The following is a 25659-nucleotide window of genomic DNA, read 5'->3' as shown; positions in this document are numbered from 1 at the left end:
GGGACCGCGCGACAGGCGGAATTCGGCGAGCCCTTGATACCCGCAGGGGGTAACCTATGACCGGCTACTTCACCAATGACCAGCATGAAGCCCTCCGAAAACAAGTGCGCGACTTCGCCGAGAGCGAAGTGCGCCCCCTGATCCCGGAAATGGAGGCCACGCAGAGCGTCCATCACCGGCTCTCCCGGATGATCGCCCGACAGGGCTGGCTCGGCGTCACCGTACCGCGCGAGTACGGCGGCATGGAGATGGGCCACCTGGCCAAGACCATCATCATCGAGGAGCTCTCACGGGTCTCCGGCGCGATGGGAGCGATGGTGCAGGCATCTCAGCTCGGGGTCGCCAAGATCATCCACTTCGGCAACGAGGTGCAGAAGAAGACCTGGCTGCCGGCCGTCGCCTCCGGGCGGTGCCTGCCGACCATCGCGGTCACCGAGACCGCCTCGGGCGGCCACGTACTGGGCATGCAGACCACCGCCGTCCGCGACGGCAGTGACTACATCCTCAACGGCCACAAGGTCTTCGTCGGCAACAGCCATGTCGGGGACCTCCACGGCGTGGTGGTGCGCACCGGGCCGGGCTCGAAGGGCCTGACGGCGTTCCTGGTCGAGTCCGACCGGCCCGGGTTCGCCCTGGCCCCGCAGCAGTCGACGATGGGGCTGCACGGCTTCAGCTTCGGCGAGCTGCTGTTCAACGACTGCCGGGTGCCGGCCACCAACATGCTCGGCGTCGAAGGCGACGGGCTGTCGGTGGCGTACTCATCGTCCATCCTCTATGGGCGGTCGAACCTGACGGCGGTGTCGCTGGGCATCCACCAGGCGATCCTCGACGAGACGGTCAGGTACGCCTCCGAGCGCACGCTCTACGGCAAGCCGATCAGCGAGCTCGACAACATCAAGCAGAAGATCGGCCAGATCGCCTCCCGGCTCATGACCGCGCGGATCACGGCCTACCACGCCGTGCACCTGCTCGACCAGGGCCTGCCGTGCGATGTGGAGCTGATGAACGCGAAGCTCGTCAACGTCGAGTCGGCGCTCGACTCCGCCCGCGAGGCCATGGAGGTCCACGCGGCCGCCGGGCTCTCGACCGACAGGCCGGTCGAGCGGTACCTGCGCGACGCCTACCACATCTTCGCGCCGGCGGGCACCTCGGACATCCAGCGCCTGCGGCTGGCCGAGGAGGCGCTGGGCCGGGCCAAGGGCCAGTGGTCGGAGCGCATCGTGGGCGGCGTGCCGGTGGCGGTCTCCTGAACGGGCAGGTCTGGAGGGATCGGCCAGACACTGCCTAGCGGGCGAACGCGCGGCGGACCGAAGCGTTCGCCGACGACCGCACACCGCATACAGGGGACACGCAGCCTACGGGCGGCACCGCGCCGAGCGGTGCGACTCGCCGGCGAGTGCATAGGAGAACACCGGTTGAGGAGGCGGCTGCGGCTGCCTCCTCGACTCATGCCGCCTCGTCTCGACCGTTCTCCTTGTTGCGCTCGCGGATGCGGTCCATGACCTTCGCGGCCATCTCCTTGATGACCTCGAGGCCGGGCCGGCCCCAGTCATGGGTCTCCGTGTCGACCACGCACACCGTCCCCAGGGTGTTGCCCTCGTCGTCGATCAGCGGCGCCCCCAGGTAGGAGCGGATGCCGATCTTGTCGACCACCGGGTTGCCGGCGAAGCGGGGGTAGTCGCACACGTCGCCGAGCACCAGGGCCTTCTGGCGGACCACCACGTGCGGGCAGTAGCCGTGGTCGCGGTCCATCTCGCGGCCCACCTCGGGGGCGTCGGTGTTCGCCAGCGCCTCGGAGGCGTCGTCGTCGGCGGGCGCGGCGAGTCCGGCGAAGTACTGGCGGTCCTCGTCGATGAAGTTGACCATCGCGTAGGGCGCGCCGGTGGTCTCGGTGAGTTCGCGGGCGAGTTCGTCGAACTCGGGGTCGGGCTGGTTGAGGATTCCGAGCTCGCGCAGCCGCCGCACCCGCTCGGGCGCGGCCGGGTCGTCGGGCGTGATGGTGAGTCGGAAGTCGTTCTGGTTGTTCATGCAAGGCTCCTTAACCGGGCGGTCGCCGACGCGGCGGCCATGAGGTGCTTGGTCAGGGTGACCAGCACGAGGGTGGCCGAACGTGAATCGCGAGCGTCGCAGCAGACGATCGGGATGTTCGCTTTGAGGTCCAGGGCGGCCCGGACTTCTTCGGGGTCGTAGTGGAATGACCCGTCGAACTCGTTGACCGCCACGATGAACGGGGTCCCGCGCCGCTCGAAGAAGTCGAGGGCCGAGAAGCAGTCCGCCAGTCTCCGCGTGTCGGCCAGGACCACGGCGCCGAAGGCGCCGTCGGACAGCTCGTTCCACATGAACCAGAAGCGGTCCTGGCCGGGGGTGCCGAACAGGTAGAGGATGTGCTGGTGGTCCAGGGTGATGCGTCCGAAGTCGAGGGCGACGGTGGTGGTCTCCTTGTCGCCCAGGCCGGTCATGTCGTCGGTGCCGATGCTGGCGGTGGTGATGGTCTCTTCGGTGCTGAGCGGTTCGATTTCGCTGGCCGAGCTGACGAAGGTGGTCTTGCCGACACCGAAGCCGCCCGCGACCAGGAGCTTGACGGCGGTGGGCAGTGAATTGGGTTGTTGTGCAGGCGATGCGTCAGGGTCGCCGTTGTAGGCCATTGAGGAGTGCCTCCATTCAGAGTCGCCGCTGTAGGCCATTGAGTAGCGCCTCCAATACGGCTCGGTCGGTGGGATCGACGGCGGGGTCCGGCGCGTGTGCGATCACGGCGCCGCATTCGACGAGGTCGGATAGCAGGACCTTGATGACCATTGCCGGGAGCCGCAGGTGGGCCGAGACCTCGGCCACCGAGATGGGTTCCCTGCACAGCAGCAGCGCTTCGGCGTGCTCGGCTTCGAGCTGCGAGGGCCGCAGCTGCCCGGTGGACCGGACCAGCGAGAGAAGGTCCAGGTTCGCGGTCGGGGCGGTGCGCCCCTTGGAGACCGTGTACGGGCGGACGAGCGGGCCGGCGTCGTCGTCGAGCAGGGGGTGGTCCTCATATTCGGACATCAGCCCACCGTCTCACCGCTGGCCGCCGGGTGATCGAGGTCGGTCATCGGTTCACCGTCTCTCTGTGTTCGCCGGTTGAGGGACGCTGAGCATCTTCAGCCCACCATCTCGCCGTTGGCGGCGCGGTTGCGCACGGGCGTCTCGAGGTAGGGGCGGACGCTCTTGACCAGGATGGACATTTCGTAGCCGAGCACGCCGGCGTCGGCCTCGTGGCCGGCGGTGACGGCCAGGACCGCTCCGGATCCGGCGGTGGAGACGAACAGGAGGGTGTCGTCGAGTTCGGCGACGACCTGCCGGACGCTTCCGGTGGAGCCGAACTGGGCGCCGGCGCTGCGTGCCAGGGAGAACATGCCCGAGGCGATCGCCGAGAGCTGGTCGGCCTGGTCGACGCCGAGTCCGTGGTATGCCTTCTTGATGCCGTCCGATGACAGCAGGAGGGCGCTGCGGGTATGCGGGACCTTCTTCACCAGACCGGCCAGGAGCCAACCTAGATCCGTCGCCTGCGCCGCTGCCTCATCGCCTGCCATTAGGCCTCCTCGTCTCTGTACGGAGTAACGAAACTGTCCGAGTTGGGGATCGGTGGTGCGTCGTCGTGTTCGTCGGCTCGGCCTCGACCTTGCTGGAAGGCCTTCATCAGGCCGGGGTCGTGTCCGGCCTCGGAGCCTCGGCCCGTCGGCGGCGGCGGTGTGTCGCGCAGCTGGGGGGCCAGGTGGGACTGCTTGTTGCGCTTCGGCAGTGCGGGGCGCTCGGCGGCGCCGCCGTTCATCTGGCCCGGACCTCCTGCGCTCTGGGTGTCCACTGCGGGTATCTCGGCGGTGTGGTAGCCGCCTGCCCCGGTGTGCGCGGGCGAGTAGACCGGGGCGGCGCTGTAGCCCGGGCTCAGGCGCGGCGCTTCGGTGGTGGTCTGGCCGTTGCCCACGGCCGGTTGGGACCGGTGGTGCCGTCCGCTCTCGCCGGGGCCGGTCTGCAGTTGGACCGACGGCAGGGACGGCGAGCGCGGCGGTTCGCTGGGCTGGCGCACCGGCATGGCCTGCGACTCGTGCTGTCGCGGCGGTGCGGGGGCCTCCTTGGGGGCGGCGCTGTTCGGGCTGTCGCCGAGGAGCACGTCGCCGATGACGACGATCGCCTGGGTGCCGCCGAAGATGTTGCTCTGGAGTTGGACGGTCAGTTCGTGGCGGCCGGCCAGGCAGGCCACGACGTAGAGTCCGATGCGGCCGTCGGCCAGCAGCTCGTCGAGGTCGATCTCGTCGGGGGCGGCGAGCATCTTGTTGTAGCGTTCGCGCTCTTCGGCCTCCATGCCGAGGCCGCGGTCCTCGACTTCGACGGCGAGGCCGGCGCGGACGCGCTGGACGCGGATGAGGACCTGGGTCTGCGGGGCCGAGAAGGCGGTGGCGTTCTCGACCAGCTCGGCGACCAGGTGGATGATGTCGGCGACGGCGTGGCCTTTGAGGTTGCCGTCGATGGGGCGCACGAGTTTGACGCGGGCGTACTGCTCGACTTCGGCCACGGCCGAGCGGAGGGCCTCGTAGACGTTGACCGGGCGGGACCACTGGCGGTGCGAGGTGGCGCCGCCGAGGACGGCGAGGTTCTCGGCGTGGCGCCGGATCCGGGTGGCGAGGTGGTCGACCGAGAAGAGGCCTTTGAGGAGGTCGGGGTCCTCGACCTGGTTCTCGAGTTCGTCGAGCTGCTCGATCTCGCGGTGCACCAGCGACTGCAGGCGGCGGGCGAGGTTGACGAAGATGCCGACCCGGGAGTGGGCCGAGGCCGTCTCGATCGGACTGGTCGGCTGCGGTTCGCGGCCGTGGCCTCCTTGCGGCCCTTGGACCTGCACGGGCAGGCCGCGGCCGGCGAGGTCGTCGGCGACCTGGCGCAGCAGTTGGGCTTCGGCGGCGAGGACGCGGAGGGCCTCGTCGGTGGTGACCGGCTGGTGGGCCTGGTTGGGCAGCGGGATCGGGCGGCGCTGCTCGGGCGGCAGCCGCCGCTGGACCTCGTCGAGGGCCTGCCAGATCCGGTAGTGGGTCTCCATGGTGGAGCGCCGCACGGCGGTGACGCGCCGGCCCAGGTCGGTCTCGATCCTGGTGGCGGTGTGGAAGGCCAGGTAGCCGATGACGGCCAGGAAGACCGCGGCGCTGCCGATGACGACGGTCGGCATCCAGGCGGACTGGCCGCCGATGTCGATGCGCGAGACGAAGACCGCGACGCCCGCTCCGAGCAGGGCGGCGCCGGTCATGGGCAGCAGCGCGAGCCGCACCAATCGTCCGCGCAGCTCGGCGCTCGGAGCGTCGGTCGACTCGGCGGGGCGCTCCTGCGAGGAGCCGCCGTGCGCCTGGGACGGCGCGGAGGTGTGACCGGGGCGGGACTGCGCCGGCCCGGTCGATCCGTTCAGGGCGGCACCGCGGTGCGATGTCGCCGGTCCCGTGGCGCCGTTCGACGCTGCACCACCGTTGGACTGCGCCGGTGCCGGCGGGCTGAACAGCGCGCCGCCGTGGGACTGCGCCGGTCCGGCCGAGCCGTTCGGCGCGGATCCGCCGTATGGCTGTGCCGGATCTGTTCGGCCGGACATCGCCGCACCGCCGTGGGTCTGCGCCGACTCTATTGGGCCGGACATCGCCGCACTGCCGTGGGACTGTGCCGACTCTATTGGGGAATAAGTATGGGTTGTGGACCGAGGTGTTTCGGGCATCGCCATCCTCACGACACAGGCCAACTGACTTCGCGATACCGGAAAGTGGCAAAGTCATTGCAGCAGAACGGAAGTGAATCCCCGCCGACTGGTTCGACACGATGGTATCAGCGCTCTTTCCCTGGATAGCACGCCTACCCATCCCAGTCAAGATCGAGATGTTCCGGACGACGGGCGATCCAGGTGCGCAAGCGGACAGGTGTGCGTTGTCTGAGCTGGGGTCCCTTCGCAGCGTGTGACCGGGTCGGGAACAGGGTGTCGGGCTTCGGGTATCACCCGATCGAGGGAGCTCTCGCACAATGCGATCGACCTTACTCGACGCTCCGCCCACCGTCCTGTGGGGGCGGCGACGAACCGGCCCGGAACGAATGCGTTGCCGGACTTGATCACTCCCCGCTGTGCCCGAGACGGGATTCGAACCCGCAAGCCGCGCGACGGCCGGTTTTAAGCCGACTGTGTCTACCAGATTCCACCACTCGGGCCCTCACCAATGAACGCTAGCGGGAAATCCGCGCCGATGGTTCACCCGAAAGCGCCCTGGCACAGCGAGAACCAGTTTTGTCGGGAGTACGACAGTGGGGTCGCACCGATTCGGTGCGACCCCACGAGGCGGTGCTCAAGCGACGCGCGTACTGCCGCGCCGCGGCGCCGTACGCCTCAGACCAGCTGCTTCGGCTGCGCGTAGTGGCACGCCGCGCGCGTCTGCCCGTCGTGGTCCGAACGCAGCGGCGGCTCGACGTCGATGCACACCTGCCGCTCGTCGTCCGAAAGCGTCTGGAACAGCGGGCACCTGGTGCGGAACCGGCACCCCGACGGCGGGTTCGACGGACTCGGCACGTCGCCGACCAGCACGATCCGCTCCCGGCTGCGCTCCTTGCGCGGGTCCGGCAGGGGAATCGCCGACATCAGCGCCTGCGTGTACGGGTGCGCCGGACCGGCGAACAGCTCGTCGGTGGTGCCCTCCTCGACGATCTTGCCCAGGTACATCACCGACACGCGGTGGGCGATGTGCCGGACCACCGACAGGTCGTGCGAGACGAACAGGTACGTCAGGCCCAACTCCTCCTGGAGGTCCTCCAGCAGGTTGATCACGCCCGCCTGGATCGACACGTCCAGCGCGCTCACCGGCTCGTCGAGCATGAGGACCTTCGGCTCCAGCGCCAGCGCCCGGGCCACGCCGATCCTCTGGCGCTGACCGCCGGAGAACTCGTGCGGGTACCGGTTGCGGTGCTCCGGGTTGAGCCCGACGATCTCGATGAGGCTGTTGACCTTGTCGCGGCCGCCGTTCTTGAACAGGCCGTGGACCCGCAGGGGCTCGGCGATGATCTCGAAGACGCTCATGCGCGGGTCCAGGCTCGCCATCGGGTCCTGGAACACCAGCTGGATGTCCCGCCGGATCGGACGCATCTGCGCGCGCGACAGCTTCGTGAGATCGCGGCCCTCGTAGAGGACCTCGCCGGAGGTCGGCTGGATGAGGTTCATCAGCAGCCGCGCCGTGGTGGACTTGCCGCAGCCCGACTCGCCCACCAGCGCGACCGTCTCGTTCGCGCCGATCTCCAGGCTCACTCCCGAGACGGCGTGGATCGCCCCGACCCTGCGGCGCACGATCCCCTTGGACCGGACCGGGAACTCCTTGACGAGGTTCTTGCCGGCGATGACCGGCGCGGCCTGCGCCTGCGGAGTGTCGAGCATGGCGTTCACTTGTCCTCCTCGTCGTGGGCGGTCCGGGCCTCGAGGGACTCGACGGCGGACTCCACCTGGTGGTCGTAGGCGACCGGGGCGAACACGTCGTCGGGGTGCTTGCCTTCCAGGTCGGCCGCGAAGTGGCAGGCCGCCACGTGGCCGCTGGCGCTCACCGGCAGCAGGTCCGGCTCGATCTCGGCGCACACGTCCTGCGACATCGGGCAGCGGGGCCGGAACGGGCAGCCGGGCGGCAGGTGCAGCATCGACGGCGGCGTGCCGTGCACCGGGGTGAGCCGGTGTCCGCGCTCCTCGTCCATGCGCGGCATGGAGCCGATGAGGCCGAGCGTGTACGGCATCCTGGGCTCGTAGAAGATCTCGTCGACCGTGCCCTGCTCGACCGGGCGGCCGGCGTACATGACCAGCACGTCGTCGGTGTGCCCGGCGATGACGCCGAGGTCGTGGGTGATGAGGATCATCGCCGCGTGGACCTCCTCGCGCGCCTTCTCCAGCGCCTCGAGGACCTGCGCCTGGACGGTCACGTCGAGGGCCGTGGTCGGCTCGTCGGCGATGATGACGTCCGGGTTGTTGGCCATGGCGATGGCGATGACCACGCGCTGGCGCATGCCGCCGGAGAGCTCGTGCGGGTAGGCGTCGACCCGCTGGGACGGGTTCGGGATGCCGACGGTGTCGAGCAGGTCGATCGCGCGGTCGCGGGCCTCCTTCTTCGACACGTCCGTGTAGTGGACCCGGATGGCCTCGATGAGTTGGAAGCCGACCGAGTAGACCGGGTTGAGGCTGGTCAGCGGGTCCTGGAAGATCATCGAGATCCGCTTGCCGCGCAGCTTGGAGAGCGCCGAGTCGGGCAGGCCGATGAGTTCTTCGCCCTGGAGCTTCGCCGAGCCGGTGATCTGGGCGGTCTTGGGCAGCAGGCCCATGATCGCCATGGAGGTCACCGACTTGCCGGAGCCGGACTCGCCGACGATGCCGAGCGACTGGCCGCGGCGCAGCTCGTAGTTGACGCCGCGGACGGCGTTGACGAGCCCGTCCTCGGTCGGGAAGGAGACGTTGAGGTCGCGCACCTCCAGGAGCACTTCGCCCGTGGCGCCCTGGCCCGGGCCGTCCTCGGCCCTGGTGCCGTTGACAGTCAGGTCCATCGGTTATCGCCTCACCATCGTCTGCCGGGGGTCCATCGCGTCGCGCAGGCCGTCGCCGACGAAGTTGACGGTCAAGGCGATGAGGATGACCATCGCACCCGGAATGTAGAACAGGTACCAGTACTGGTTGAACGCCGAAGCGCCGGCGGCCTCGATCAGGAGGCCCAGCGAGGTGTCCGGGCTCTCGATGCCCAGCCCGAGGAACGACAGCGTCGTCTCCGACAGGATCGCGAAGGCGATCTGGAGGGTCGCCGACACGATGATAACGCTCATCGTGTTCGGGATCAGGTGCTTGAAGATGATGTGCAGGTCGGAGCCGCCGGCGGCCCGGGCCGCCTCGATGAACTCCTTCTCACGCAGCGAGAGCACCTCGGCGCGGACGGCGCGGGCGGTGGCCAGCCAGCCGAACACGGCCAGGATGAACGCCATGTGGTACCACCTGGTGCTGCCGTCGATGGCGCCGGCCACCGCCGCGGTGATCACCAGGAACGGGATCACGAACAGCACGTCGACCACGCGCATGAGCAGCGCGTCGATCCAGCCGCGGTAGAAGCCGGCGACGGCGCCGACGATCGCGCCGATCACCGTGGAACCGACAGCGACCACGAACGCGACCTTGAGCGACTGGGCGGTGGCCCGCATGACCGAGCCCATCATGTCGCGGCCGGCCTTGTCGGTGCCGAACGGGTGGTCCAGGCTCGGAGCGGCCCGCGAGGGGATCTCCGGGTGGATCTTGTAGTCCCACACCCACAGGTAGGGGCCGACGAACGCGAACAGGACGATCAGGACGAACAGGCAGGAGCTGAACACCGCCAGGCGGTGGCGGAAGAAGCGGCGGGCCACCAGGGCCCACTGGCCGCGTTCCTTCGTGGTGATGGCCTCGGCTTCGAGGGCTCGGGCGGGAACGGTCTTACTCATAGCGGATCCTCGGGTCGAGCACGCCGTACAGCAGGTCGGAGACCAGGATGCCGATCAGGACGACGATCCCGGAGATGAGCAGGTAGGCCATGACGACGAAGCTGTCGCCGTGGAGGATGGCGTCGTAGGAGTAGGCCCCCAGGCCCCTCCAGCCGAAGATCCGTTCGATGACGATCGCCCCGCCCATCGCGAAGGTGATGCTCAGCGGCGCGAACGTGGCCACCGGGATCAGCGCGGTCCGCAGCGCGTGCCGGCGCATGACCGTCCGGTTGGGCACGCCCTTGGCGCGGGCCAGCCGCACGTAGTCGGAGTTCATGACCTCCAGCATCGCGGCCCGCTGGTAGCGGGACATGGCGGCGTAGCCGGTGAGCATGAGCACGATCGTGGGGACGACCAGGAACGGCAGGGCGTCCACGAACGTCTCCCAGCCGGTGCCCTGGAAGCCGGTGCTGCCGGATCCGTAGGTGCGGAAGACGTTGTCGCCCAGCGCGCTGTTGACCTGGACGGCGGCCTCCTTCATGAGGGTCGCGAACCAGAAGGTCGGCATCGCCAGTGCCAGGAAGCCGATGAACGTCAGCGTGTAGTCGACCCGCGAGTACTGCCGGACGGCGCTGACCACACCGGTGAGGATCGCGATGCCGATGGAGGCGAGCGTGGCGAACAGGACGAGCCGGAGGGTGATCCAGAACCGGTTGCCGACCTCCTCGCCGATGTCCTGGGCCGAGCCCTCGATCGAGGGCCCCCATTCGCCCTGGAGGATGCCGATGTCGCCGCGCGTGTCGCCGATGCCGGTGAGCCACAGCCAGTAGCGCTCGGGCATGGAGCGGTCGTAGTACAGCGACTTCTCGATGGCCTCGACCGTCGAAGGGGGAACCGGCTCGCCGGTGGACTGCTCGATCTCGAAGACCTGCCGCTGGACCGGGTCGTTGGACATCTCGACCAGCGCGAACGACAGGACGGTGGCACCGAGCAGCACCGGGATCATGATCAGGAATCGCCGGATTATGAATACAACCATGGTGCCTCGTTCACGGTTCCTCTGGTGTGGACCGGCCGGCCTCCCGGCCGGCCGTCGCGCGTGCGCGCTTGGCACTCGCTAGGACTCACTGACTCCCCATTCTGCGACGTTGTACAGGGCCCGCTGCTGCGAGGCCCAGTTGTCACGGACATTGACCAACTTATCGGAGACCATGATGGCCACCGGCGAGTCGACGATCGGCAGCACGTAGGCGTCCCCGATGACCTGCGCGACCGCTTCGTTGGCGATCTCGGCGGCCTCGTCCATGTCGAGGGTCCCGCCGAGCCGCTCGAGGGTCGCGTCGAGCTCGGGGTCGCTGAGGCCGCCGAAGTTCGACGACGACTCGGAGTGCCAGTACTGGCTGGCGCCGTTCACGAACGTCGGGGTGGTCGACCAGCCGAAGTTGACCAGGTCGAACTCGCCGCCGAAGAGGACCGCGCCGAGGTCGGCGTCGGCGATCGGGTCGAGCTCGACGTCGATGCCGAGGTCGGAGAGGTTGGCCTGGACGAGTTCGGCGGTGGTCCGGCGCGCGGTCTTGGACTCGGTGTACCGGTACTGGAGTTCGACGCGCTCGCCGTCGGGGGTGAGCAGCGAGCCGTCCTCGTCCCAGCTGTAGCCGGCGTTCTCCAGGATGCTCATGGACAGCTCGACGTCGCCCGAGCCCTGGCCGGTCGCGGTCAGGTGGTCGATGAAGTACGGCGAGTCGTTGCGGAACAGGTGGTTGAGCTTGCGAACGGCGTCGGACTGCACGTAGGAGACGGTGCGGCCGATGATGTTCTCGACGTCGATCGCGGTGAGCACGGCGGTGCGCAGGTCGGGGTCGGACAGGAAGGGCCCGCGCGTGTTGACGTCGATGTGCTCCCAGGAGGGGCCGCCGGAGATGTCGTAGGAGACCCCTTCGGCGCCCTCGAGCTGGGTGATCGAGTCGACGTCGATCGAGAAGGGGGAGGCGCCGTCGATGGCGCCCTGGCGCAGTTCGGTGACGATGCTGTCGAGGCCCTCGATGACGGTGAAGGTCAGCTTGTCGAGGGTGACCTCGGTGTCGCCGGCCCAGTCGGGGTTGGGCTCGTAGATGACGTGGTCGCCGGCTTCGGCGCTGACGATCCGGAACGGGCCGGTGGTCCATTCCGGCGGCTGCTCGGAGAACCAGACCTGGGACGCGGCCATCTCGGCCGGGTCGGAGTCCCAGTCGAAGCCTTGAGCCTCGGCGACGTGCGCGGGCGAGGACAGGACGTCCTCGTACCGCCACTCGGCGCTGGAGTAGTCGTCGACGTAGGTGACGGTGACCGTCGAGCCGGAGGCGCTGATGTCCGCGACCTTGGAGCCGTAGGCGGTGCCGGCGGGGGTGCAGTCCTGGCACCGGTCGGCGTCGCCGGAGGTGGCGTACCAGTGGTAGACGAAGTCGTCGACGGTGATCGGAGTGCCGTCGCCCCAGTTGGCGCCGTCGGCGAGGGTGTACTCGACGGCCATGGGGTCCTCGGAGACCAGCTGCGGGTCCTGGGCGAACAGGCCCTCGTTGACGACGAAGTCGCCGTTCTGGTCGAACTGCCCGGAGGTGGGCCACATCGGGGCGAGGGCCTGGCTGAGGTAGGCGTTGTTGTCGGAGGCCATGGTGAGGTTCCAGCCGGTCCAGGAGCCGTCGACGGCCCAGGTGATCTCGCCGCCGTCGATGCGGTCGCCGGAGTTGCAGGTGACCGGTTCGGTGTCGCATTCGGCGAGCCCCGAGACGCCGGAGGCCTCGCCGCGCCCGCACGCGGTCAGGGTCATCGCCAGGGTGGCGAAGGCGGCGAGGGCTGCCGCCGCCTTGTGGTGTCGCTCCATGGTTCCTCTCGTGGGTGGCGCCCGTCGGGATGGGACGGGGGCGCGAGGTAAAGCGTGGCACGCGGAATCCGGGGTGGCCGGTTCCGCACCGATGATGATCATCGTTCGTTATGGGTTCGTTATACGAAGGGGCCCGGTCTACCAGGGCGTTTCCTCCCCGGCTCGGCCGGGTCCACCGGTTCACGGGGCCGGCGGTCGCGGTCGGACCTGAAGAGCGGTGGGGCCGGGCCGGCCCCACCGCTCAGTCGCGATCGCGGACTACTTGGTGGTCCACTCGCGGACGTTGTAGAGCGGGCCGGCCTGGCTGTAGCCGTTGGCGTGCACGCCCTCCATGATCTCGTTGTTGAACATGATGTGCTGCGGCTCGTCGAACAGCGGCAGGACGTAGGCCTCCGGCATGACGATCTCTTCGACCTGGTTGGCGAAGTCGGCGGCCTCGTCGAGGTCCACGGTCGAGCGGACCTTGTCGATGGCCGCGTCGGCGTCGGGGTTCTCGTACTTGCCGAAGTTCGAGCCGGAGTCGGACCGGAAGAACTGGCCGGGGGCGACGGTGAAGGCCGCGTCGCCCGACCAGCCGAAGATGACCAGGTCGAAGGTGCCCTCGGTGAGCACCGCGCCCAGCTCGCCGTCCTGGATCGCCTCGAGCGTGAGGTCGATGCCGATCTCGGCGAGGTAGGCCTGGCTCAGCTCGGCGATGGTCTTGCGGATCTGGTCGGTCTCCGACATGCGGAAGGTCAGCGTGACCTGCTCGCCGTCGGGGGTGAGCAGCTTGCCGGCGTCGTCCCAGGTGTAACCGGCGGCCTCGAGGATGCCGCGGGCCGCGTCGTAGTCGCCGGTGCCCTGACCGGTCGGCGTGACGTGGTCGACGAAGTACTCGTTGCCCTCGCTGAAGAAGTGGCTGCCCTTGGGGCCGACCTCGGTCTCGGGGAAGTTCTTGTCGATGATGTCCTGGATGTTGATCGCCGTGAACACGGCCTTGCGGAGCTCGACGTCCGACAGGAACGGGTTGTTGCAGTTGGCGTCGATGTGGATCCACACCGAGCCGGAGTAGACCTCTCCGGTGAGCGCCGGGTCCTCTTCGAGCTTGGCGAGCTCTTCCTCGCTGAACTCGCTGGGCCAGGAGCCGTGGATCGAGCCCTGGCGCAGCTCGGTGACGATCGCCTCGGTGCCGGCGACGACCTTGACGGTCAGCTTCGGGATCTCGGGCTTGACCGAACCCTGGTAGTTCTCGTTGGGCTCGTAGACGATGTACTCGCCGAGCTTGGAGTCGACCGGCTTGTACGGGCCGGTGACGACGTCCCAGAGGTTCTCGTTGAACCAGGTGACGGCGTCGCCCATGACCTCGGGGTCGGACTGCCAGTTCTCGAAGCCGTTCTCTTCGGCCAGGTGGCTGGGCAGGTAGACGCCGCCGGAGAAGGACCACTCGGGGTCGATGTAGCCGTCGACGTAGGTGGTGAGGATGCCGCCGTCCTCGGTCGCCTCGATCGAGGCGATCTCGGCGTAACCGGAGGTGGAGGCGGGCAGGGCCTTCTCCTGGTTGGCGTGGTCGGGGTTGCCCGACATGCTGTACCACTGGAAGATGAAGTCCTCGACGCGGACCGGCTTGCCGTCCGACCACTGCGCGCCCTCTTTGAGGGTGTGCTTGATCTGCATCGGCGACTCGGAGACCAGCTCGGGCGCGCCGTCGAAGATCGCGTCGTCGTAGAAGACCTCGCCCTCGGGGGTGAAGTCGTAGCCGACCTGCCCCAGGGGGATCATCGGGGTCATGGCCTGGTGGCCGTAGGAGTTGTTGCCGGCGGTGGTGTTCTCGTTCCAGGCCTCCCACTGCGAGGAGATCGCCCAGGTGACCTCCCTGCTGCCGGACCCGTCGCTGCCACCGTCGTCGCCACCGCCGCAAGCGGTCAACGCGAACGCGGCCGAACCGCCGATGGTCAGTCCGCCGAAAGCTCTCCGTGTAAGAGCCATGAGTGTTCTCCTCCAGATGTCGTTAGCCGAGGGGGCCGCTCCACGCGACCGCGCAGCAACACTGCCTCGCGGCCCGGGTGTGATTTTTCGGGGGAAGCGTCTCAGTTCGCCCTCGGCGGTGTTGTGTCAAACACTGTCACAGTCCCGGCGGAAAAGGCACTGGCGCGGACTCAACTGGAGTTTATTCGTGATGGTTTCGTGACTTACCCATGTGCGGAGTGGCCGCGAAGCCGATGAGGTCATCGACCGGGCGGGCTATTCAGTGAATTGAGCAGGACTTTCTCCGGCTCCGGACGCGAGTCGGCGGGGCCGGTGCACGGCTCCGGCCCCGCCGATGATCGCTTGCACTCCGTTATGCGGGCTCCCATTCGCGGACGTTGAACAAGGGCCCGGCCTGACTGTTGCCGTTCGCCGTGACGCCGCTCAGCGAATTGGTGTTCCACATGATCGACTGCGGCTCGTCGAACAGCGGCAGCACGTAGGCCTCGGGCATGACCATGCGGTCGACCTCGTTGGCGTACTCGGCGGACTCGTCGATGTCGGTGGTGGACCGAACCTGCGCGATGACCTCGTCGAGGCCCTCGAGCTCGAAGCCGCCGAAGTTCGAGCCGGACTCCGAGCCGAAGAACTGGAACGGCGCGGTCGTGAACGCCGGAGTGCCCGACCAGCCGAAGATGACCAGGTCGAACTCGCCGCTGGTGAGGACCGGCCCGAGCTCGCCGTCGGGGATCGCCGACAGCGACACGTCGATGCCGATCTGGGCCAGGTAGGACTGGACCAGTTCGGCGGTGGTCCTGCGGACGGTGTCGGTCTCGCCGTAGCGGAAGTCCAGCGTCACCTGCTCGCCGTCGGGAGTGAGGAGCTGGTCCTCGTCGTTCCAGGTGTAGTCGTTGTCCTCCAGCAGCTGCCTGGCGGCGTCGGCGTCGCCCGAGCCCTGCACGGGCTCGGTGGCGCCGAGGATGTCCTCGTGGTATTGGCTGGACTCGCTGAAGAAGTGGTTGGTGCGCGGCGTGACGTCGGTGTCCGGGTAGTTCTTCGCGATGATGTCGGCGTTGTCGATGGTGGTGTAGACCGCGCGGCGCAGGTCGGCGTCGCTGAGGAACTCGCCGCGGGTGTTCGCGTCGATGTGGATCCAGATCGACCCGTCGTACACCTCGTACTGCAGCGCCTCGTCCTCGTCGAGCTTGGCGAGCTCCTCGGCGTTGAACTGGCTCGGCCAGGCCCCGTGGATGGCGCCTTGGCGCATCTCGGTGACGATCGCCTCGGTGCCCTCGACGACCCTGAGCGTCAACCGGTCCAGGCTCGGTTCGACCGAGCCCTGGTAGTTCTCGTTGGGTTCGTAGATGACGTACTGGCCGACCTGGGCGTCGACCGGCGTGTACGGCCCGGTCGACCAGGTCGGGGCGGTCTCGGCGAAGAACTCGGCGCTGTCGCCCATGACCTCGGGGTCGTCCTGCCAGTCCTCGAAGCCCTCCGCTTCGGCGATGTGGGTGGGGTACATGGGCGTCTGGAAGAACTCCCACTCCGGGTCGAGGTAGCCGTCGACGTAGGTCATGGTGATCACGCCGGGTTCGTTCTCCTCGATGGAGGCGACGTTGGAGCCCCAGTCGGTGCTGGCCGGCTGGCACTTGTCCTGGTTGCAGTGGTCGGCGTCGCCCGACATCTGGTACCAGACGTAGACGAAGTCCTCCAGGCGGAACGGCTCCCCGTCGGACCACTGGGCGTTCTCGTTGAGGGTGTACTCCACCTGCATGGGGTCTTCGCCGGCCAGCTCGGGCGCCTGCGCCAGGAGGGCGTCGTTGTGGAACCACTCGCCGTTCTCGTCGAAGTCGCCGAGCGTGGTCTCGCTGGGCACCAGGGCCTGGTGCAGGTAGCTGTTGTTGCCAGAGGTGGTGTTCTGGTTCCACGATTCCCACGACGAGGCGATCGCCCACGAGATCTCGCTCTCACCGTCGCCGTCGCCTCCTCCGCCGTCGCCGCCGCCTCCGCAGGCGCTCAGCGCCAGCGCGGCCACGGTCGCGGCGGCGGCCGCCGCGGTGGCGCGCACGTGTGTGGTGCTCATCTGTCCACTCCCCGATTGGTCTCCGCTAGTGGGCCGCGTGTGCAGGGCCCGAACTGGGACATCGTTACATCCGCGGGGGCGGCCTTTGGGGACTTTGGCCTAATCGGGCGGGGGTCAGCTCGCGATCAGTCCAGTTCGGGCGGGAGCGGGCGGGTGTGGACGACGGTGAGGCGGGAGACGGCGCGGGTGAGGGCGACGTAGAGGTGGCGGAGGCCGACGCCCGCGGAGACGTGGATCCGCTCGGCGGGGGCGGCGACGATCTCGGCGGGTTCGGCGACGACGACGTGGTCGTATTCGAGGCCTTTGGCGAGACTGGCGGCGACGACTTCGACGCGGTCGTGCTCGGGCAGGGCGGCTCGGAGGGCGTCGGTCTGGGAGTCGGCGGCGATGACGCCGACCAGGCCGGCTTCGGAGAGGGCCTTGTCGACCGCTTCGGCGACGCCGCCGGCCAGGTCGGCGGTCGCGATGTGGTCGAGGGACCCGTCGGAGCGGATGGAGCGGGCGGGGGCGACGTCGACGCCGAGGTGCGGCAGGAGCCGGTTGGCCAGGTCGATGATGACGCCGGGGACGCGGAAGCCGGCGGTCAGTTCGGTGTGTTCGGCGTCGGTGCGGCCGAGGTGGCGCATCTGGGTGCGCCAGTCGGCGGCGGCCCAGGGGGTGGTGCCTTGGGCGAGGTCGCCGAGGACGGTGAGCGCTCCGCCGGCGGCGCGGCGGGCGATGGCGCGGCACTGCATGGGCGAGAGGTCTTGGGCCTCGTCGATGACGATGTGGCCGTATGAGCGGGAGGGGTCGGGGAGTTTGAGGTGGGACTGGAGTTCGTCGGCGATGAGGATGTCGGCGGCGGTGGGCTTGAGGGTCTTGCCGGGGAGGGCGAGGAGTGCGGCCTCGTCGGGTGTGAGGATTCCCGCGGTGGCGTCGGCGCGGAAGTCCGGGTCGGTGTAGAGCCTGCGCAGCAGGGTTTTGGCGTTGAGTTCGGGCCAGACGGCTTCGAGGAAGTCGACGACCGGCTCGCGCTTTTTGAGTCTGGTGGCCCATTTGCCGTCGGGGGAGTGGCCGGCGCGGATCTCGGCCTGGCGGCGGACGCCCTGCACGATGGCGTCGGTGAGGGACTTGCGTCCGGCCTCGTAGGTGCGGCAGGTCTTGCGGGCGGTCTCGATGGCGCCGTCGAGGTAGTTGCGGCCCAGTCGCCAGCGCCAGCCGCCGTCGGTGATGAGCAGTCCTGCTTCGGCGGTGACGCCGGCGTCGGCGGCGCGGCCGACGTGGCCCCAGACGGCGCGTTCGCATACCGAGGCCATGCGCTCGTCGTGCTTGAGCACGGCCGCTTCGTGCGTGTCGGTGGCTTTGGCGGTGTCGGCGCCGGTGAGCTGTTGGACGGTGACCTGGCGGACGGAGGTCTCGCCGAGGGTGGGCAGGACGCCGCCGATGTAGGCGAGGAAGCCTTCGTTGGGTCCGACGACGAGGACGCCGGCTTTGGCGAGGTGCTCGGCGTAGTTGTAGAGCAGCCAGGCGGCGCGGTGGAGGCCGACGGCGGTCTTGCCGGTGCCGGGGGCGCCTTGGACGCACAGGGTGGCGGCGGCGCCGCGGCGGATGAGTTCGTCCTGCTCGGGCTGGATGGTGGCGACGATGTCGCGCATGGGGCCGGTGCGGGGGCGTTCGATCTCGGCGGTGAGGATGTCGGAGGCGAGCGATTCGCCCAGGCGCAGGTCCTCGTCTTCGAAGCCGGTGATCTGCGCGTTCCGGAAGCCGAAGCGGCGGCGACGGGCGACGTCTCTGCGGTCGTGGGCGGAGGCGCGGTAGTAGTGCTCGGAGACGGGGGCGCGCCAGTCGAGGACGAGCGGGGTGGCGGTCTCGTCGCGGATGTGGCGGCGGCCGATGTGGTAGTCCTCGCCGGAGTCGAACCAGAGGCGGCCGAAGAACAGGGCGATGTCGCGTTCGGTGAGGTCGGACATGCGGGAGGTGGTGTACTTCGCCATGGCGTAGGCGAGTTCTTTGTCGGGGCCTTTGTCGCCGTCGCCTTTGCCGCCGCTGTTGCCTATGTTGAATTCGGTCTCGTGTCGTTCGTAGGTGCCGGCGGTGGCGCGGCGCATGTCGTCCATGGCGGCCCGGGCCCGTTCGTGGTGGTCGATCTCGGCGCGCAGTTCGGCTGCTGCGGTGCCTTCGACGGTGCCTTCGGGCATGGCGGTCTCCTGGACGGGCACGGTGGTGGAAGCTGGCGGGTTGCCGATGCTAGCCGTGGCCGGCCGGGGTGGCAATCCTTTTATCCGGGGGCGAGCGGTTTGACCTCGGACAGGCGCCCGTCGTCGTGGTGGAGGACCCAGCCGCAGCCGGGGGCGAGGCCGGGCGGCCCTTCGAGCGGGAGTGTGAAGTCGTAGTCGGCCAGGTCGTGGGAGTCGCGGGCGGCGATGGCGACCAGCAGGGCGGCGAGGACGACGCCTTCGGCGCAGATGACGGCGGTGCGCCGTGGGTCGGGGAGGGCGCGGACGGCGCGGGCGGTGAGCCATGCGGCGGCGTGCGCGCTGCCGCCGCCGTCGGGGAACTTGGGGACGTCGGCGGTGAGGTCCTCGCTGGTGGCGACCGGGAGGCCGAGTCGTGAGGCGAGCGGGGCGAGGGTGTCGGCGCAGGCGCGGTCGGGGGCGCTGAGCAGCACTGTCGGGTTGTAGAGCTGGAGGAAGTCGGCCATGGAGCGGGCGCGGCGCGCGTCGGCCGAGTCGAGTCGGGCGGGGGCCTTCCCCGGGGTGGTGGAGGCGTGGCGGAGCAGGACGAGGGCGGAGAGCATCAGTGCGGACCGCCTACCTGGAGGGAGCTCATATTGAAGATGCTGCGAACGCAGGTGAACGTTGCGTTAACCAGGGCCGGGCGCAGAGGTGAACAGTGGCCAACGGTGTCGACTACGGCTGGTAACGCAGGTCGTCGTACTCGGGGTGGCGCGACATCCAGCGTTCAACGAACGGGCAGGTCGCATACACCTTGGTCCCTTTTGAGCGAAGGTCGTCGAGGGCGAAACGGGCGAGCCGGTCGCCTTGGCCCTGTCCGCGCAGGGATCGGTCGACCTCGGTGTGCGGGAGCTGGACGAACTGGTCACGGGTGAGGTACTCGAGGTGCCCGAGGACCGTCCCGGCCTCGTCGTGCAGCTCGTACCGGCTCTGTTCGGGATTGTCGATCACGACTAGATCTGCCATGCACGCCAGCCTAACCCGCGACCGGGACCCGCGTGGCGCTCTTGCGCGAGGGCCGCTGCCGGCCGCTCCTTGCCGGTGAGGCCGAGGCAGGCGAGGGCGCCGGCGAGGCAGATGGCGGCGGTGGCGGTGAAGACGTCGCCGTACTGGGCCGCGAGCGCCGCGTCGAGCGCTTCGAGGTAGACCTCCTGCCTCCGGAGGTATTCGGCTTCGGTGACGCCGAACGGCAGCGGCGTGTCGAGGTCCGCGGTGGACTGCTGGAAGCGGTGGAGGCTCCAGGAGGTGAGGGCGGCGACGCCGACGAGCATGCCCATCATGCGGGCGACGACGACCGCGGCCGAGGCCATGCCGTGCCGGCCGGCGGGGGTGGTGCGCAGGGCGACGGCCGACAGCGGCGCGATGACGACGCCGAGTGCGAAGCCGGCCAGGGCCAGGCCCGGTTCGACGCCGGGGATCGTGGCGGCGATGAGGGCGTAGGCGCCGGCGGCGGCGGCCATCCCGGCGACGGCCGGGACGCGTTCGCCGAAGCGGGCGACGAGTCGGCCGCCGGCGACCGCGCCGACGGGCAGTCCGATGAGGAACCAGAGGAGCAGCAGCGTGCCGCCCGCGGCGTCCTTGTCGAGGAGCGTCTGGGCCATGAGCTGGACGTCGACGAGGGTGACCATGAGGGCGGCGCCGGTGGCGAGGCTCGCGGCCAGGCCGAGGCCGAAGGGCCGCCACCGGACTCCGGCGGGATCGAGGAGTCTGACCGGCGAGCGCCACTGCCACAGGGCGAAGGCGACCAGTGCCGCCGCTCCGGCGGCGATGACCGGCGGTCCCCACGGCGGCAGCACCGCGTGCTCGGGTTCGGGGTTGTAGAGGCCGGCCACGAAGAGTCCGAGGGCCAGGGCCAGGAGCGAGCCGCCGACGAAGTCGACCCGTTCCCTGTTGCGGCCGGCGCTTTCGGCGGGCACGGTGAGGTGGATGGCGACGGCGGCCAGGATCGCGAGGGGGATGTTGATCCAGAAGATGCCGCGCCAGCCGACCAGGAGGGCGACGCCCGCGCCGAAGAGGGGCCCGAGGACGGCGCCGAGTTCCTGGGCGGCGCCGACCCAGCCGAGGACGATCGCGCGTCGCCGCTCTGCGAACAGGTCGGCGGCCAGCGCCATGGTGACCGGCAGCAGTGCGCCGCCGGCGAGTCCTTGGAGGGCGCGCCCGGCGACCAGCGGCACGAGTTCGGCGGCGGTGGCGCTGATGAGCGAGCCGACGGCGAATCCGGCCAGGCAGCAGTGGATGACCGCGCGGCGTCCGAACCGGTCGGACAGTCGCCCGAGCAGCGGCATGCCGGCGACGTAGCCGAGCAGGTAGCCGGTGACCAGCGGTGTGGCGCGTTCGAGGTGGTTGGCGGGGATGCCGAGGTCGCCGATCATGTCGACCAGGACCGATACGAGGACGTACGCGTCGATCGATCCGATCAGGACGGTCGTGCCGGCCGCGCCGATGGCGACGCGCCGCCGGGTGCGGTCTGTGGTGTTACGGGGCTTCAATGGCGACCGTGTCGTTGTAGTCGGACAGGTGGAGCGTCACCGTCGCGTCCCCTTGGGCGAACTCGGCTTTGACGACTCGGAGGGTGTCCTGGTCGAACCAGACGGTGGCCTCGTTCCACTCCCCCGCGGCGGGGATGAAGTCGGCGAAGGTCTCGGGGTCGAAGGTCACCAGGTACCGGTAGGTGTCGACGCCGTCGACCGTTTCGGTGTCCTGGGGTTCGGCCTCGTCGTAGGTCTCCAGGAGCCTGGCGACGCCGCCGTCGCCGGAGAGGATGATCGTCGGGTTGTACGGCAGTTGGTCGCCGCCGACCGGGACTTCCTGGTAGTCGCCGGTGAAGCCCTTGACCCACGCCTGCTCACCGACGATCACATAGGACACTTCGACGTCCATGCCCATCGCGGTGATGACGCCGGTGCCTTCGGCGTCGCCGCCGGAGGTGACCACGCCGTCGGCCGAGGAGATCTCGAGGCCCTCGACGTTCCCGTCCACGGCCAGGTCGAAGCGGACGTTCTCGACGTCGGCCATGGCCGCGGCCGCATCCGGCATCGTCTCGTCGGCCTCGGGCGCTTCACCGGAGTCGGAGCATGCGGACAGGGCGATCACCGAGGAGGCGGCGGCGAGCAGCAGGCGCGGCGCCTGCTGCCGAAGGGGGAGCATCGTCATGGCACCGATCCTATGGCCCGTACGCCTCCACGGCCGACCGGTCCGGTGCCGCCAGGGCACCGGAACCCGAAGTCGGGTAGCCGGCACAGGCACACGCATGTGCGACAGGCAGGTTGATCTTGTGTCGAACGGTGCACGGTACCTGGAATTCGTGCCCATGACGGAAGGCGACGACGCGATTCGCGGCCCGCCGCCGCTGATGGAGTTCGCCCGGCAACTGATCTCCGGGGCTCGGCGAGAGGTGGGTTCTTCACCGAAACCGCAACGGCCAGAGCGCGTGCCGGCTTCGCTCGCGGAGGCACGCTCGCTGCGCGCCGACTGCCTCGCCGATATTCCGGAGGCGGTGAACGAATCGGACACCGTGAATGCCGACCGGGCCGGCGACTGAGGTCAGTCGTCCGGTTTTGTGTCGCGGTCGCCGCCCGCTATGAAGAGGTCTGAGCAGACCGCGGTGCCGAGGGTGAGTCTCCGGCCCTAGACTCCGGTCGCATGGGCGGCGAACTGATTCCCCGCGAGCGTGCCGAAGTGGCCCCCGGCGCGGTCCTGGTTCCCGATTGGCTCGATCTGGAGCGCCAGCGCGAACTGGTGGAGGCATGCCGGGAGTGGGCTCGGCCGCCGGCGGGGATGCGCACCGTGCGGACCCCCGGCGGCGGTGTCATGACGGCGAAGCAGGTGTGCCTCGGCTGGCACTGGACCCCGTACCGCTATACGACCACAGTGGAGGACGGCGACGGCCGGCCGGTGAAGCCGTTCCCTCCTTTGCTCGGCGAGCTGGCTCGCCGAGCGACCGAAGCGGCCTACGACGAGGCCGAACCGCTCGAATACGACGTCGGGCTCGTCAATTTCTACGACGCCGACGCCCGCATGGGCATGCATCAGGACAAGGAGGAGCGCTCCGACGCCCCGGTGGTCTCGATCAGCCTGGGCGACACGTGCGTCTTCCGGTTCGGCGACACCGAGTCGCGGGCGGGGCCGTACACCGACTTGGAGTTGCGCAGCGGCGACCTGTTCGTGTTCGGCGGGCCCTCGCGCCTGGCATACCACGGCGTCCCGCGGGTCCTCGCCAGCACGGCCCCGGCCGGTCTCGACCTGACCGGGCGTTTGAACATCACCTTGCGCGTCAGCGGGCTGCGCTGAGCGATCGCGAGTCGGCCGGGTGGCATTCCGTGCGGATCGGATTGGCGCCCCCGACAGGATTCGAACCTGCGACACCCGGTCCCGGAAACCGGTGCTCTATCCCCTGAGCTACGGAGGCGAGGACGATGCTACCAGGCGGGCCGGGCGCCGAGGCAGGCGGTTTGGACGGTGAAGATCACACCTTCGTGGGAGCCGCATGTTTCGGCCCCGGACTGTCTCACGCGGCGCATAGGCTGGCACCTCGGAAACCGCCAAGCTTAGCGGACACGCTGCGATTTCGCTCGGCAAAACCCCAGAGAACACCAACATCTTGGGGAGACCCCGCGAGGCAACCACAACATGTATGATTCCCTCTCGTCGGGTCGACTTCAGCCGCGTTCGCCGCCCACCGCGAAAAGGCGGCCGTTTCGGCGTCGCCGACGCACGCGAATCGCAGATCACGAGGGGATGCAGAGATGACCGGGCTCGCCACCACGACATCCGCCACCACCACCGCTCCGGCACAGCGGGGCGCTCAATCCGGCGGCGGACTCGCCGCATCCATCGCCGAGAAGGTCCGATCGCACGCCGTCGGACTCCCCGACGTCGACGCCGAGAAGGTCATCGCCCAGGTGCAGGCCGGCATCTGGCCCGGCGCCACGCTCGGCGACCTGCGCGAGCGGACCATCGAGATCACCTCGGCGTCGGTCGCCTCCGAGCCGACCTACTCCAAGCTCGCCGCCCGGCTCCTGGCCGAGCACATCGCCGAGGAGACCGCCTCCGAAGGCGTCGTCTCCTTCACCACCTCGATCGCCGCATGCCGCGAGAACGGGCTGCTCTCAGAGGATCTGGTCGCGTTCGTCGCCGCGCACGGCGACGAGCTCGACGCGGTGATCGACGACGCCGGCGACGACCGCTTCGAGTACTTCGGACTGCGGACGGTCTACGACCGCTACCTGCTGCGCCACCCCGAGCACCGCACCGTCCTCGAGCGGCCCCAGCACTTCATGCTCCGCGTCGCCTGCGGGCTGAGCCAGTCGGTCGCCGAAGCCGCCGAGCTCTACCGCCTGCTCTCCCAGCTGGCCTACCTGCCCTCGTCGCCGACGCTGTTCAACTCGGGCACCAAACGGGCGCAGCTGTCCTCGTGCTTCCTGCTCGACAGCCCCAAAGACGAGCTCGACTCGATCTACGAGCGCTACAGCCAGGTCGCGCGGCTGTCCAAATACGCCGGCGGCATCGGCATCGCCTGGTCCCGCGTCCGCTCCCGCGGTTCACTCATCCGGGGGACCAACGGCCACTCCAACGGGATCGTCCCGTGGCTGCGCACCCTCGACTCCTCGGTCGCCGCGGTCAACCAGGGCGGCCGCCGCAAGGGCGCCGCGTGCGTCTACCTGGCGACCTGGCACGCCGACATCGAAGAGTTCCTCGAGCTGCGCGACAACACCGGTTCCGAGGACCGCCGCACCCACAACCTCAACCTCGCCAACTGGATCCCCGACGAGTTCATGCGCCGCGTCGAGGCCGACGCCCAGTGGTCGCTGTTCGACCCCAAGGAGGTCCCCGAGCTGGTCGACCTGTGGGGCGAGGACTTCGACACCGCCTACCGCGAGGCCGAGGCCGCCGGCAAGGCCCGCAAGACCATCGCCGCGCGCGAACTCTACGGCCGCATGATGCGCACGCTCGCGCAGACCGGCAACGGCTGGATGACCTTCTCCGACACCGCCAACCGCACCTCCAACCAGACCGCCAGGCGCGAGAACGTCATCCACCTGTCGAACCTGTGCACCGAGATCCTCGAGGTCACCAGCGACGCCGAGACCGCCGTGTGCAACCTCGGCAGCGTCAACCTCGCCGAGCACTGCACGGCCGAGGGCTTCGACTTCGACCGGCTCGAGAGCACCGTCCGCACCGCCGTCAAGTTCCTCGACCGCACCATCGACCTCGGCTTCTACCCGACCGCCGAGGCCGAGAAGGCCAACCGCAAGTGGCGGCCGATCGGCCTGGGCTGCATGGGGCTGGCCGACGTGTTCTTCAAGCTGGGGCTCGCGTTCGACTCCAGCGAGGCGCTCGAGCTGTCGACGAAGATCGCCGAGCACATCGCCGTGACCGCCTACGAGACGTCGGCGGCGCTGGCCGACGAGCTCGGCGCGCACCCGAACTTCAACGAGACCCGCGCCGCCGAGGGCGTCCTGCACCTCGACCACTGGCCCCAGGCCCGCGTCACCGTGCCCGAGCGCTGGGACGCGGTGCGCGCGAAGATCGCCGAGACCGGGCTGCGCAACTCGCTGATGATCGCGATCGCGCCGACCGCGACGATCGCCTCGATCGCCGGCTGCGCCGAGTGCATCGAGCCGGTCGTCTCCAACGTCTTCAAACGCGAGACGCTGTCGGGCGAGTTCCTGCAGGTCAACCGGCACCTCGTCGCCGAGCTCAAGGAGCGCGGGCTGTGGAACGAGTCGCTGCGCCAGGCCATCGTCGTCGCCGAAGGCTCCGTCCAAGGCGTCGAGTCCATCCCCGAGGACATCCGGCTGCGCTACCGCACCGCCTGGGAGCTGCCGCAGCGCGCCCTGATCGACCTGGCCGCGGCCCGCACGCCGTTCATCGACCAGGCCCAGTCGCTCAACCTGTTCCAGGCGAGCCCGACCATCGGCAAGCTCTCGTCGATGTACCGCTACGCCTGGCAGCAGGGCCTGAAGACCACCTACTACCTGCGCAGCCGACCGGCGACCAGGATCAACCAGACCACCGTCACCGCCGCCAGGCCCGCCGAGGCCCCGGCCGAGGACGTGGCCTGCTCCCTGGAGAACCCGGAGAGCTGCGAGGCCTGCCAGTAGCCGCCG

General features: G+C 69.2%; 21 protein-coding genes and 2 tRNA genes. 4 read left to right on the top strand and 19 right to left on the bottom strand.

Annotated features, from left to right (window positions below):
* Positions 1-56: 56 nt before the first annotated feature.
* A complete protein-coding gene (locus ACYVL2_RS07080; protein WP_460541634.1) occupies positions 57-1250 on the top strand; it encodes an acyl-CoA dehydrogenase family protein in 1194 nt (397 codons plus the stop codon).
* 196 nt (positions 1251-1446) lie between these two features.
* Here the strand turns inward: ACYVL2_RS07080 and ACYVL2_RS07075 are convergent, their stop codons facing one another.
* The 18 genes from ACYVL2_RS07075 to ACYVL2_RS06990 form a co-directional block, all read right to left on the bottom strand.
* Positions 1447-2028: a GAF domain-containing protein gene (locus ACYVL2_RS07075; protein ID WP_460541632.1), complete on the bottom strand. Its 582-nt coding sequence runs from the start codon at positions 2026-2028 to the stop codon at positions 1447-1449.
* Positions 2025-2645 (bottom strand): GTP-binding protein, encoded by a 621-nt coding sequence (locus tag ACYVL2_RS07070; RefSeq protein ID WP_460541630.1) that lies wholly within the window; start codon positions 2643-2645, stop codon positions 2025-2027. The genes ACYVL2_RS07075 and ACYVL2_RS07070 overlap by 4 nt, the downstream gene beginning before the upstream one ends.
* Before the next feature lie 16 nt (positions 2646-2661).
* Positions 2662-3033: a DUF742 domain-containing protein gene (locus ACYVL2_RS07065; protein ID WP_460541628.1), complete on the bottom strand. Its 372-nt coding sequence runs from the start codon at positions 3031-3033 to the stop codon at positions 2662-2664.
* Between the two features lie 95 nt (positions 3034-3128).
* Positions 3129-3560, bottom strand: a complete 432-nt coding sequence (locus tag ACYVL2_RS07060) for a roadblock/LC7 domain-containing protein (RefSeq protein WP_460541626.1) — start codon at positions 3558-3560, stop codon at positions 3129-3131.
* On the bottom strand, positions 3560-5596 hold the full coding sequence (locus ACYVL2_RS07055) for a sensor histidine kinase (protein WP_460541624.1): 2037 nt from the start codon (positions 5594-5596) through the stop codon (positions 3560-3562). The genes ACYVL2_RS07060 and ACYVL2_RS07055 overlap by 1 nt, the downstream gene beginning before the upstream one ends.
* A gap of 519 nt (positions 5597-6115) precedes the next feature.
* Positions 6116-6198, bottom strand: a tRNA-Leu gene (locus ACYVL2_RS07050).
* Between the two features lie 175 nt (positions 6199-6373).
* A complete protein-coding gene (locus ACYVL2_RS07045) occupies positions 6374-7408 on the bottom strand; it encodes an ABC transporter ATP-binding protein (RefSeq protein ID WP_460541660.1) in 1035 nt (344 codons plus the stop codon).
* Positions 7409-7413: 5 nt separating this feature from the next.
* Positions 7414-8553, bottom strand: coding sequence for an ABC transporter ATP-binding protein (locus tag ACYVL2_RS07040; protein WP_460541622.1), 1140 nt, complete (start codon positions 8551-8553; stop codon positions 7414-7416).
* A gap of 3 nt (positions 8554-8556) precedes the next feature.
* On the bottom strand, positions 8557-9471 hold the full coding sequence (locus ACYVL2_RS07035) for an ABC transporter permease (protein WP_460541620.1): 915 nt from the start codon (positions 9469-9471) through the stop codon (positions 8557-8559).
* Positions 9464-10489 carry an ABC transporter permease gene (locus ACYVL2_RS07030; protein ID WP_460541618.1) on the bottom strand — a complete coding sequence of 342 codons (1026 nt, stop codon included), beginning with the start codon at positions 10487-10489 and terminating at the stop codon, positions 9464-9466. The genes ACYVL2_RS07035 and ACYVL2_RS07030 overlap by 8 nt, the downstream gene beginning before the upstream one ends.
* 78 nt (positions 10490-10567) lie before the next feature.
* Positions 10568-12310 carry an ABC transporter family substrate-binding protein gene (locus ACYVL2_RS07025; RefSeq protein WP_460541616.1) on the bottom strand — a complete coding sequence of 581 codons (1743 nt, stop codon included), beginning with the start codon at positions 12308-12310 and terminating at the stop codon, positions 10568-10570.
* Positions 12311-12568: 258 nt separating this feature from the next.
* Positions 12569-14275, bottom strand: a complete 1707-nt coding sequence (locus ACYVL2_RS07020) for a periplasmic substrate-binding domain-containing protein (RefSeq protein WP_460541615.1) — start codon at positions 14273-14275, stop codon at positions 12569-12571.
* Positions 14276-14627: 352 nt separating this feature from the next.
* Positions 14628-16337: an ABC transporter family substrate-binding protein gene (locus ACYVL2_RS07015; protein WP_460541613.1), complete on the bottom strand. Its 1710-nt coding sequence runs from the start codon at positions 16335-16337 to the stop codon at positions 14628-14630.
* 125 nt (positions 16338-16462) lie between these two features.
* Entirely contained in the window at positions 16463-18514 is a 2052-nt protein-coding gene (locus ACYVL2_RS07010; protein WP_460541611.1) for a HelD family protein, read from the bottom strand.
* Between the two features lie 80 nt (positions 18515-18594).
* On the bottom strand, positions 18595-19113 hold the full coding sequence (locus ACYVL2_RS07005) for a histidine phosphatase family protein (protein ID WP_460541609.1): 519 nt from the start codon (positions 19111-19113) through the stop codon (positions 18595-18597).
* 112 nt (positions 19114-19225) lie between these two features.
* Entirely contained in the window at positions 19226-19516 is a 291-nt protein-coding gene (locus tag ACYVL2_RS07000) for a GNAT family N-acetyltransferase (protein WP_460541607.1), read from the bottom strand.
* Entirely contained in the window at positions 19504-21039 is a 1536-nt protein-coding gene (locus ACYVL2_RS06995) for an MFS transporter (protein WP_460541605.1), read from the bottom strand. The genes ACYVL2_RS07000 and ACYVL2_RS06995 overlap by 13 nt, the downstream gene beginning before the upstream one ends.
* Positions 21026-21703 (bottom strand): LppX_LprAFG lipoprotein, encoded by a 678-nt coding sequence (locus ACYVL2_RS06990; protein WP_460541603.1) that lies wholly within the window; start codon positions 21701-21703, stop codon positions 21026-21028. The genes ACYVL2_RS06995 and ACYVL2_RS06990 overlap by 14 nt, the downstream gene beginning before the upstream one ends.
* Before the next feature lie 97 nt (positions 21704-21800).
* Here ACYVL2_RS06990 and ACYVL2_RS06985 point away from each other — a divergent pair, with 97 nt between their 5' ends.
* Together ACYVL2_RS06985 and ACYVL2_RS06980 are read left to right on the top strand one after the other, a co-directional pair.
* Positions 21801-22091 (top strand): hypothetical protein, encoded by a 291-nt coding sequence (locus ACYVL2_RS06985; RefSeq protein ID WP_460541601.1) that lies wholly within the window; start codon positions 21801-21803, stop codon positions 22089-22091.
* A gap of 101 nt (positions 22092-22192) precedes the next feature.
* Positions 22193-22840: an alpha-ketoglutarate-dependent dioxygenase AlkB family protein gene (locus ACYVL2_RS06980; RefSeq protein ID WP_460541599.1), complete on the top strand. Its 648-nt coding sequence runs from the start codon at positions 22193-22195 to the stop codon at positions 22838-22840.
* Positions 22841-22882: 42 nt separating this feature from the next.
* On the opposite strand, the gene ACYVL2_RS06975 is transcribed toward ACYVL2_RS06980, so the two are convergent.
* A tRNA-Arg gene (locus ACYVL2_RS06975) sits at positions 22883-22958 on the bottom strand.
* 337 nt (positions 22959-23295) lie between these two features.
* Here ACYVL2_RS06975 and ACYVL2_RS06970 point away from each other — a divergent pair.
* Complete coding sequence (locus tag ACYVL2_RS06970; protein ID WP_460541597.1) at positions 23296-25653, top strand: ribonucleoside-diphosphate reductase subunit alpha; 2358 nt, start codon at positions 23296-23298, stop codon at positions 25651-25653.
* Positions 25654-25659: the final 6 nt, after the last annotated feature.

The organism is Glycomyces halotolerans (assembly GCF_054779575.1).
This window is presented reverse-complemented; position numbering and strand designations above follow the sequence as displayed.

Coding starts and splice junctions, on each gene's coding strand:
- ACYVL2_RS07080 (WP_460541634.1), top strand. CDS start 57: ATGACCGGCTACTTCACCAATGACCAGCATGAAGCCCTCCGAAAACAA.
- ACYVL2_RS07075 (WP_460541632.1), bottom strand. CDS start 2,028: ATGAACAACCAGAACGACTTCCGACTCACCATCACGCCCGACGACCCG.
- ACYVL2_RS07070 (WP_460541630.1), bottom strand. CDS start 2,645: ATGGCCTACAACGGCGACCCTGACGCATCGCCTGCACAACAACCCAAT.
- ACYVL2_RS07065 (WP_460541628.1), bottom strand. CDS start 3,033: ATGTCCGAATATGAGGACCACCCCCTGCTCGACGACGACGCCGGCCCG.
- ACYVL2_RS07060 (WP_460541626.1), bottom strand. CDS start 3,560: ATGGCAGGCGATGAGGCAGCGGCGCAGGCGACGGATCTAGGTTGGCTC.
- ACYVL2_RS07055 (WP_460541624.1), bottom strand. CDS start 5,596: ATGTCCGGCCGAACAGATCCGGCACAGCCATACGGCGGATCCGCGCCG.
- ACYVL2_RS07045 (WP_460541660.1), bottom strand. CDS start 7,408: ATGCTCGACACTCCGCAGGCGCAGGCCGCGCCGGTCATCGCCGGCAAG.
- ACYVL2_RS07040 (WP_460541622.1), bottom strand. CDS start 8,553: ATGGACCTGACTGTCAACGGCACCAGGGCCGAGGACGGCCCGGGCCAG.
- ACYVL2_RS07035 (WP_460541620.1), bottom strand. CDS start 9,471: ATGAGTAAGACCGTTCCCGCCCGAGCCCTCGAAGCCGAGGCCATCACC.
- ACYVL2_RS07030 (WP_460541618.1), bottom strand. CDS start 10,489: ATGGTTGTATTCATAATCCGGCGATTCCTGATCATGATCCCGGTGCTG.
- ACYVL2_RS07025 (WP_460541616.1), bottom strand. CDS start 12,310: ATGGAGCGACACCACAAGGCGGCGGCAGCCCTCGCCGCCTTCGCCACC.
- ACYVL2_RS07020 (WP_460541615.1), bottom strand. CDS start 14,275: ATGGCTCTTACACGGAGAGCTTTCGGCGGACTGACCATCGGCGGTTCG.
- ACYVL2_RS07015 (WP_460541613.1), bottom strand. CDS start 16,337: ATGAGCACCACACACGTGCGCGCCACCGCGGCGGCCGCCGCCGCGACC.
- ACYVL2_RS07010 (WP_460541611.1), bottom strand. CDS start 18,514: ATGCCCGAAGGCACCGTCGAAGGCACCGCAGCAGCCGAACTGCGCGCC.
- ACYVL2_RS07005 (WP_460541609.1), bottom strand. CDS start 19,113: ATGCTCTCCGCCCTCGTCCTGCTCCGCCACGCCTCCACCACCCCGGGG.
- ACYVL2_RS07000 (WP_460541607.1), bottom strand. CDS start 19,516: ATGGCAGATCTAGTCGTGATCGACAATCCCGAACAGAGCCGGTACGAG.
- ACYVL2_RS06990 (WP_460541603.1), bottom strand. CDS start 21,703: ATGACGATGCTCCCCCTTCGGCAGCAGGCGCCGCGCCTGCTGCTCGCC.
- ACYVL2_RS06985 (WP_460541601.1), top strand. CDS start 21,801: ATGTGCGACAGGCAGGTTGATCTTGTGTCGAACGGTGCACGGTACCTG.
- ACYVL2_RS06980 (WP_460541599.1), top strand. CDS start 22,193: ATGGGCGGCGAACTGATTCCCCGCGAGCGTGCCGAAGTGGCCCCCGGC.
- ACYVL2_RS06970 (WP_460541597.1), top strand. CDS start 23,296: ATGACCGGGCTCGCCACCACGACATCCGCCACCACCACCGCTCCGGCA.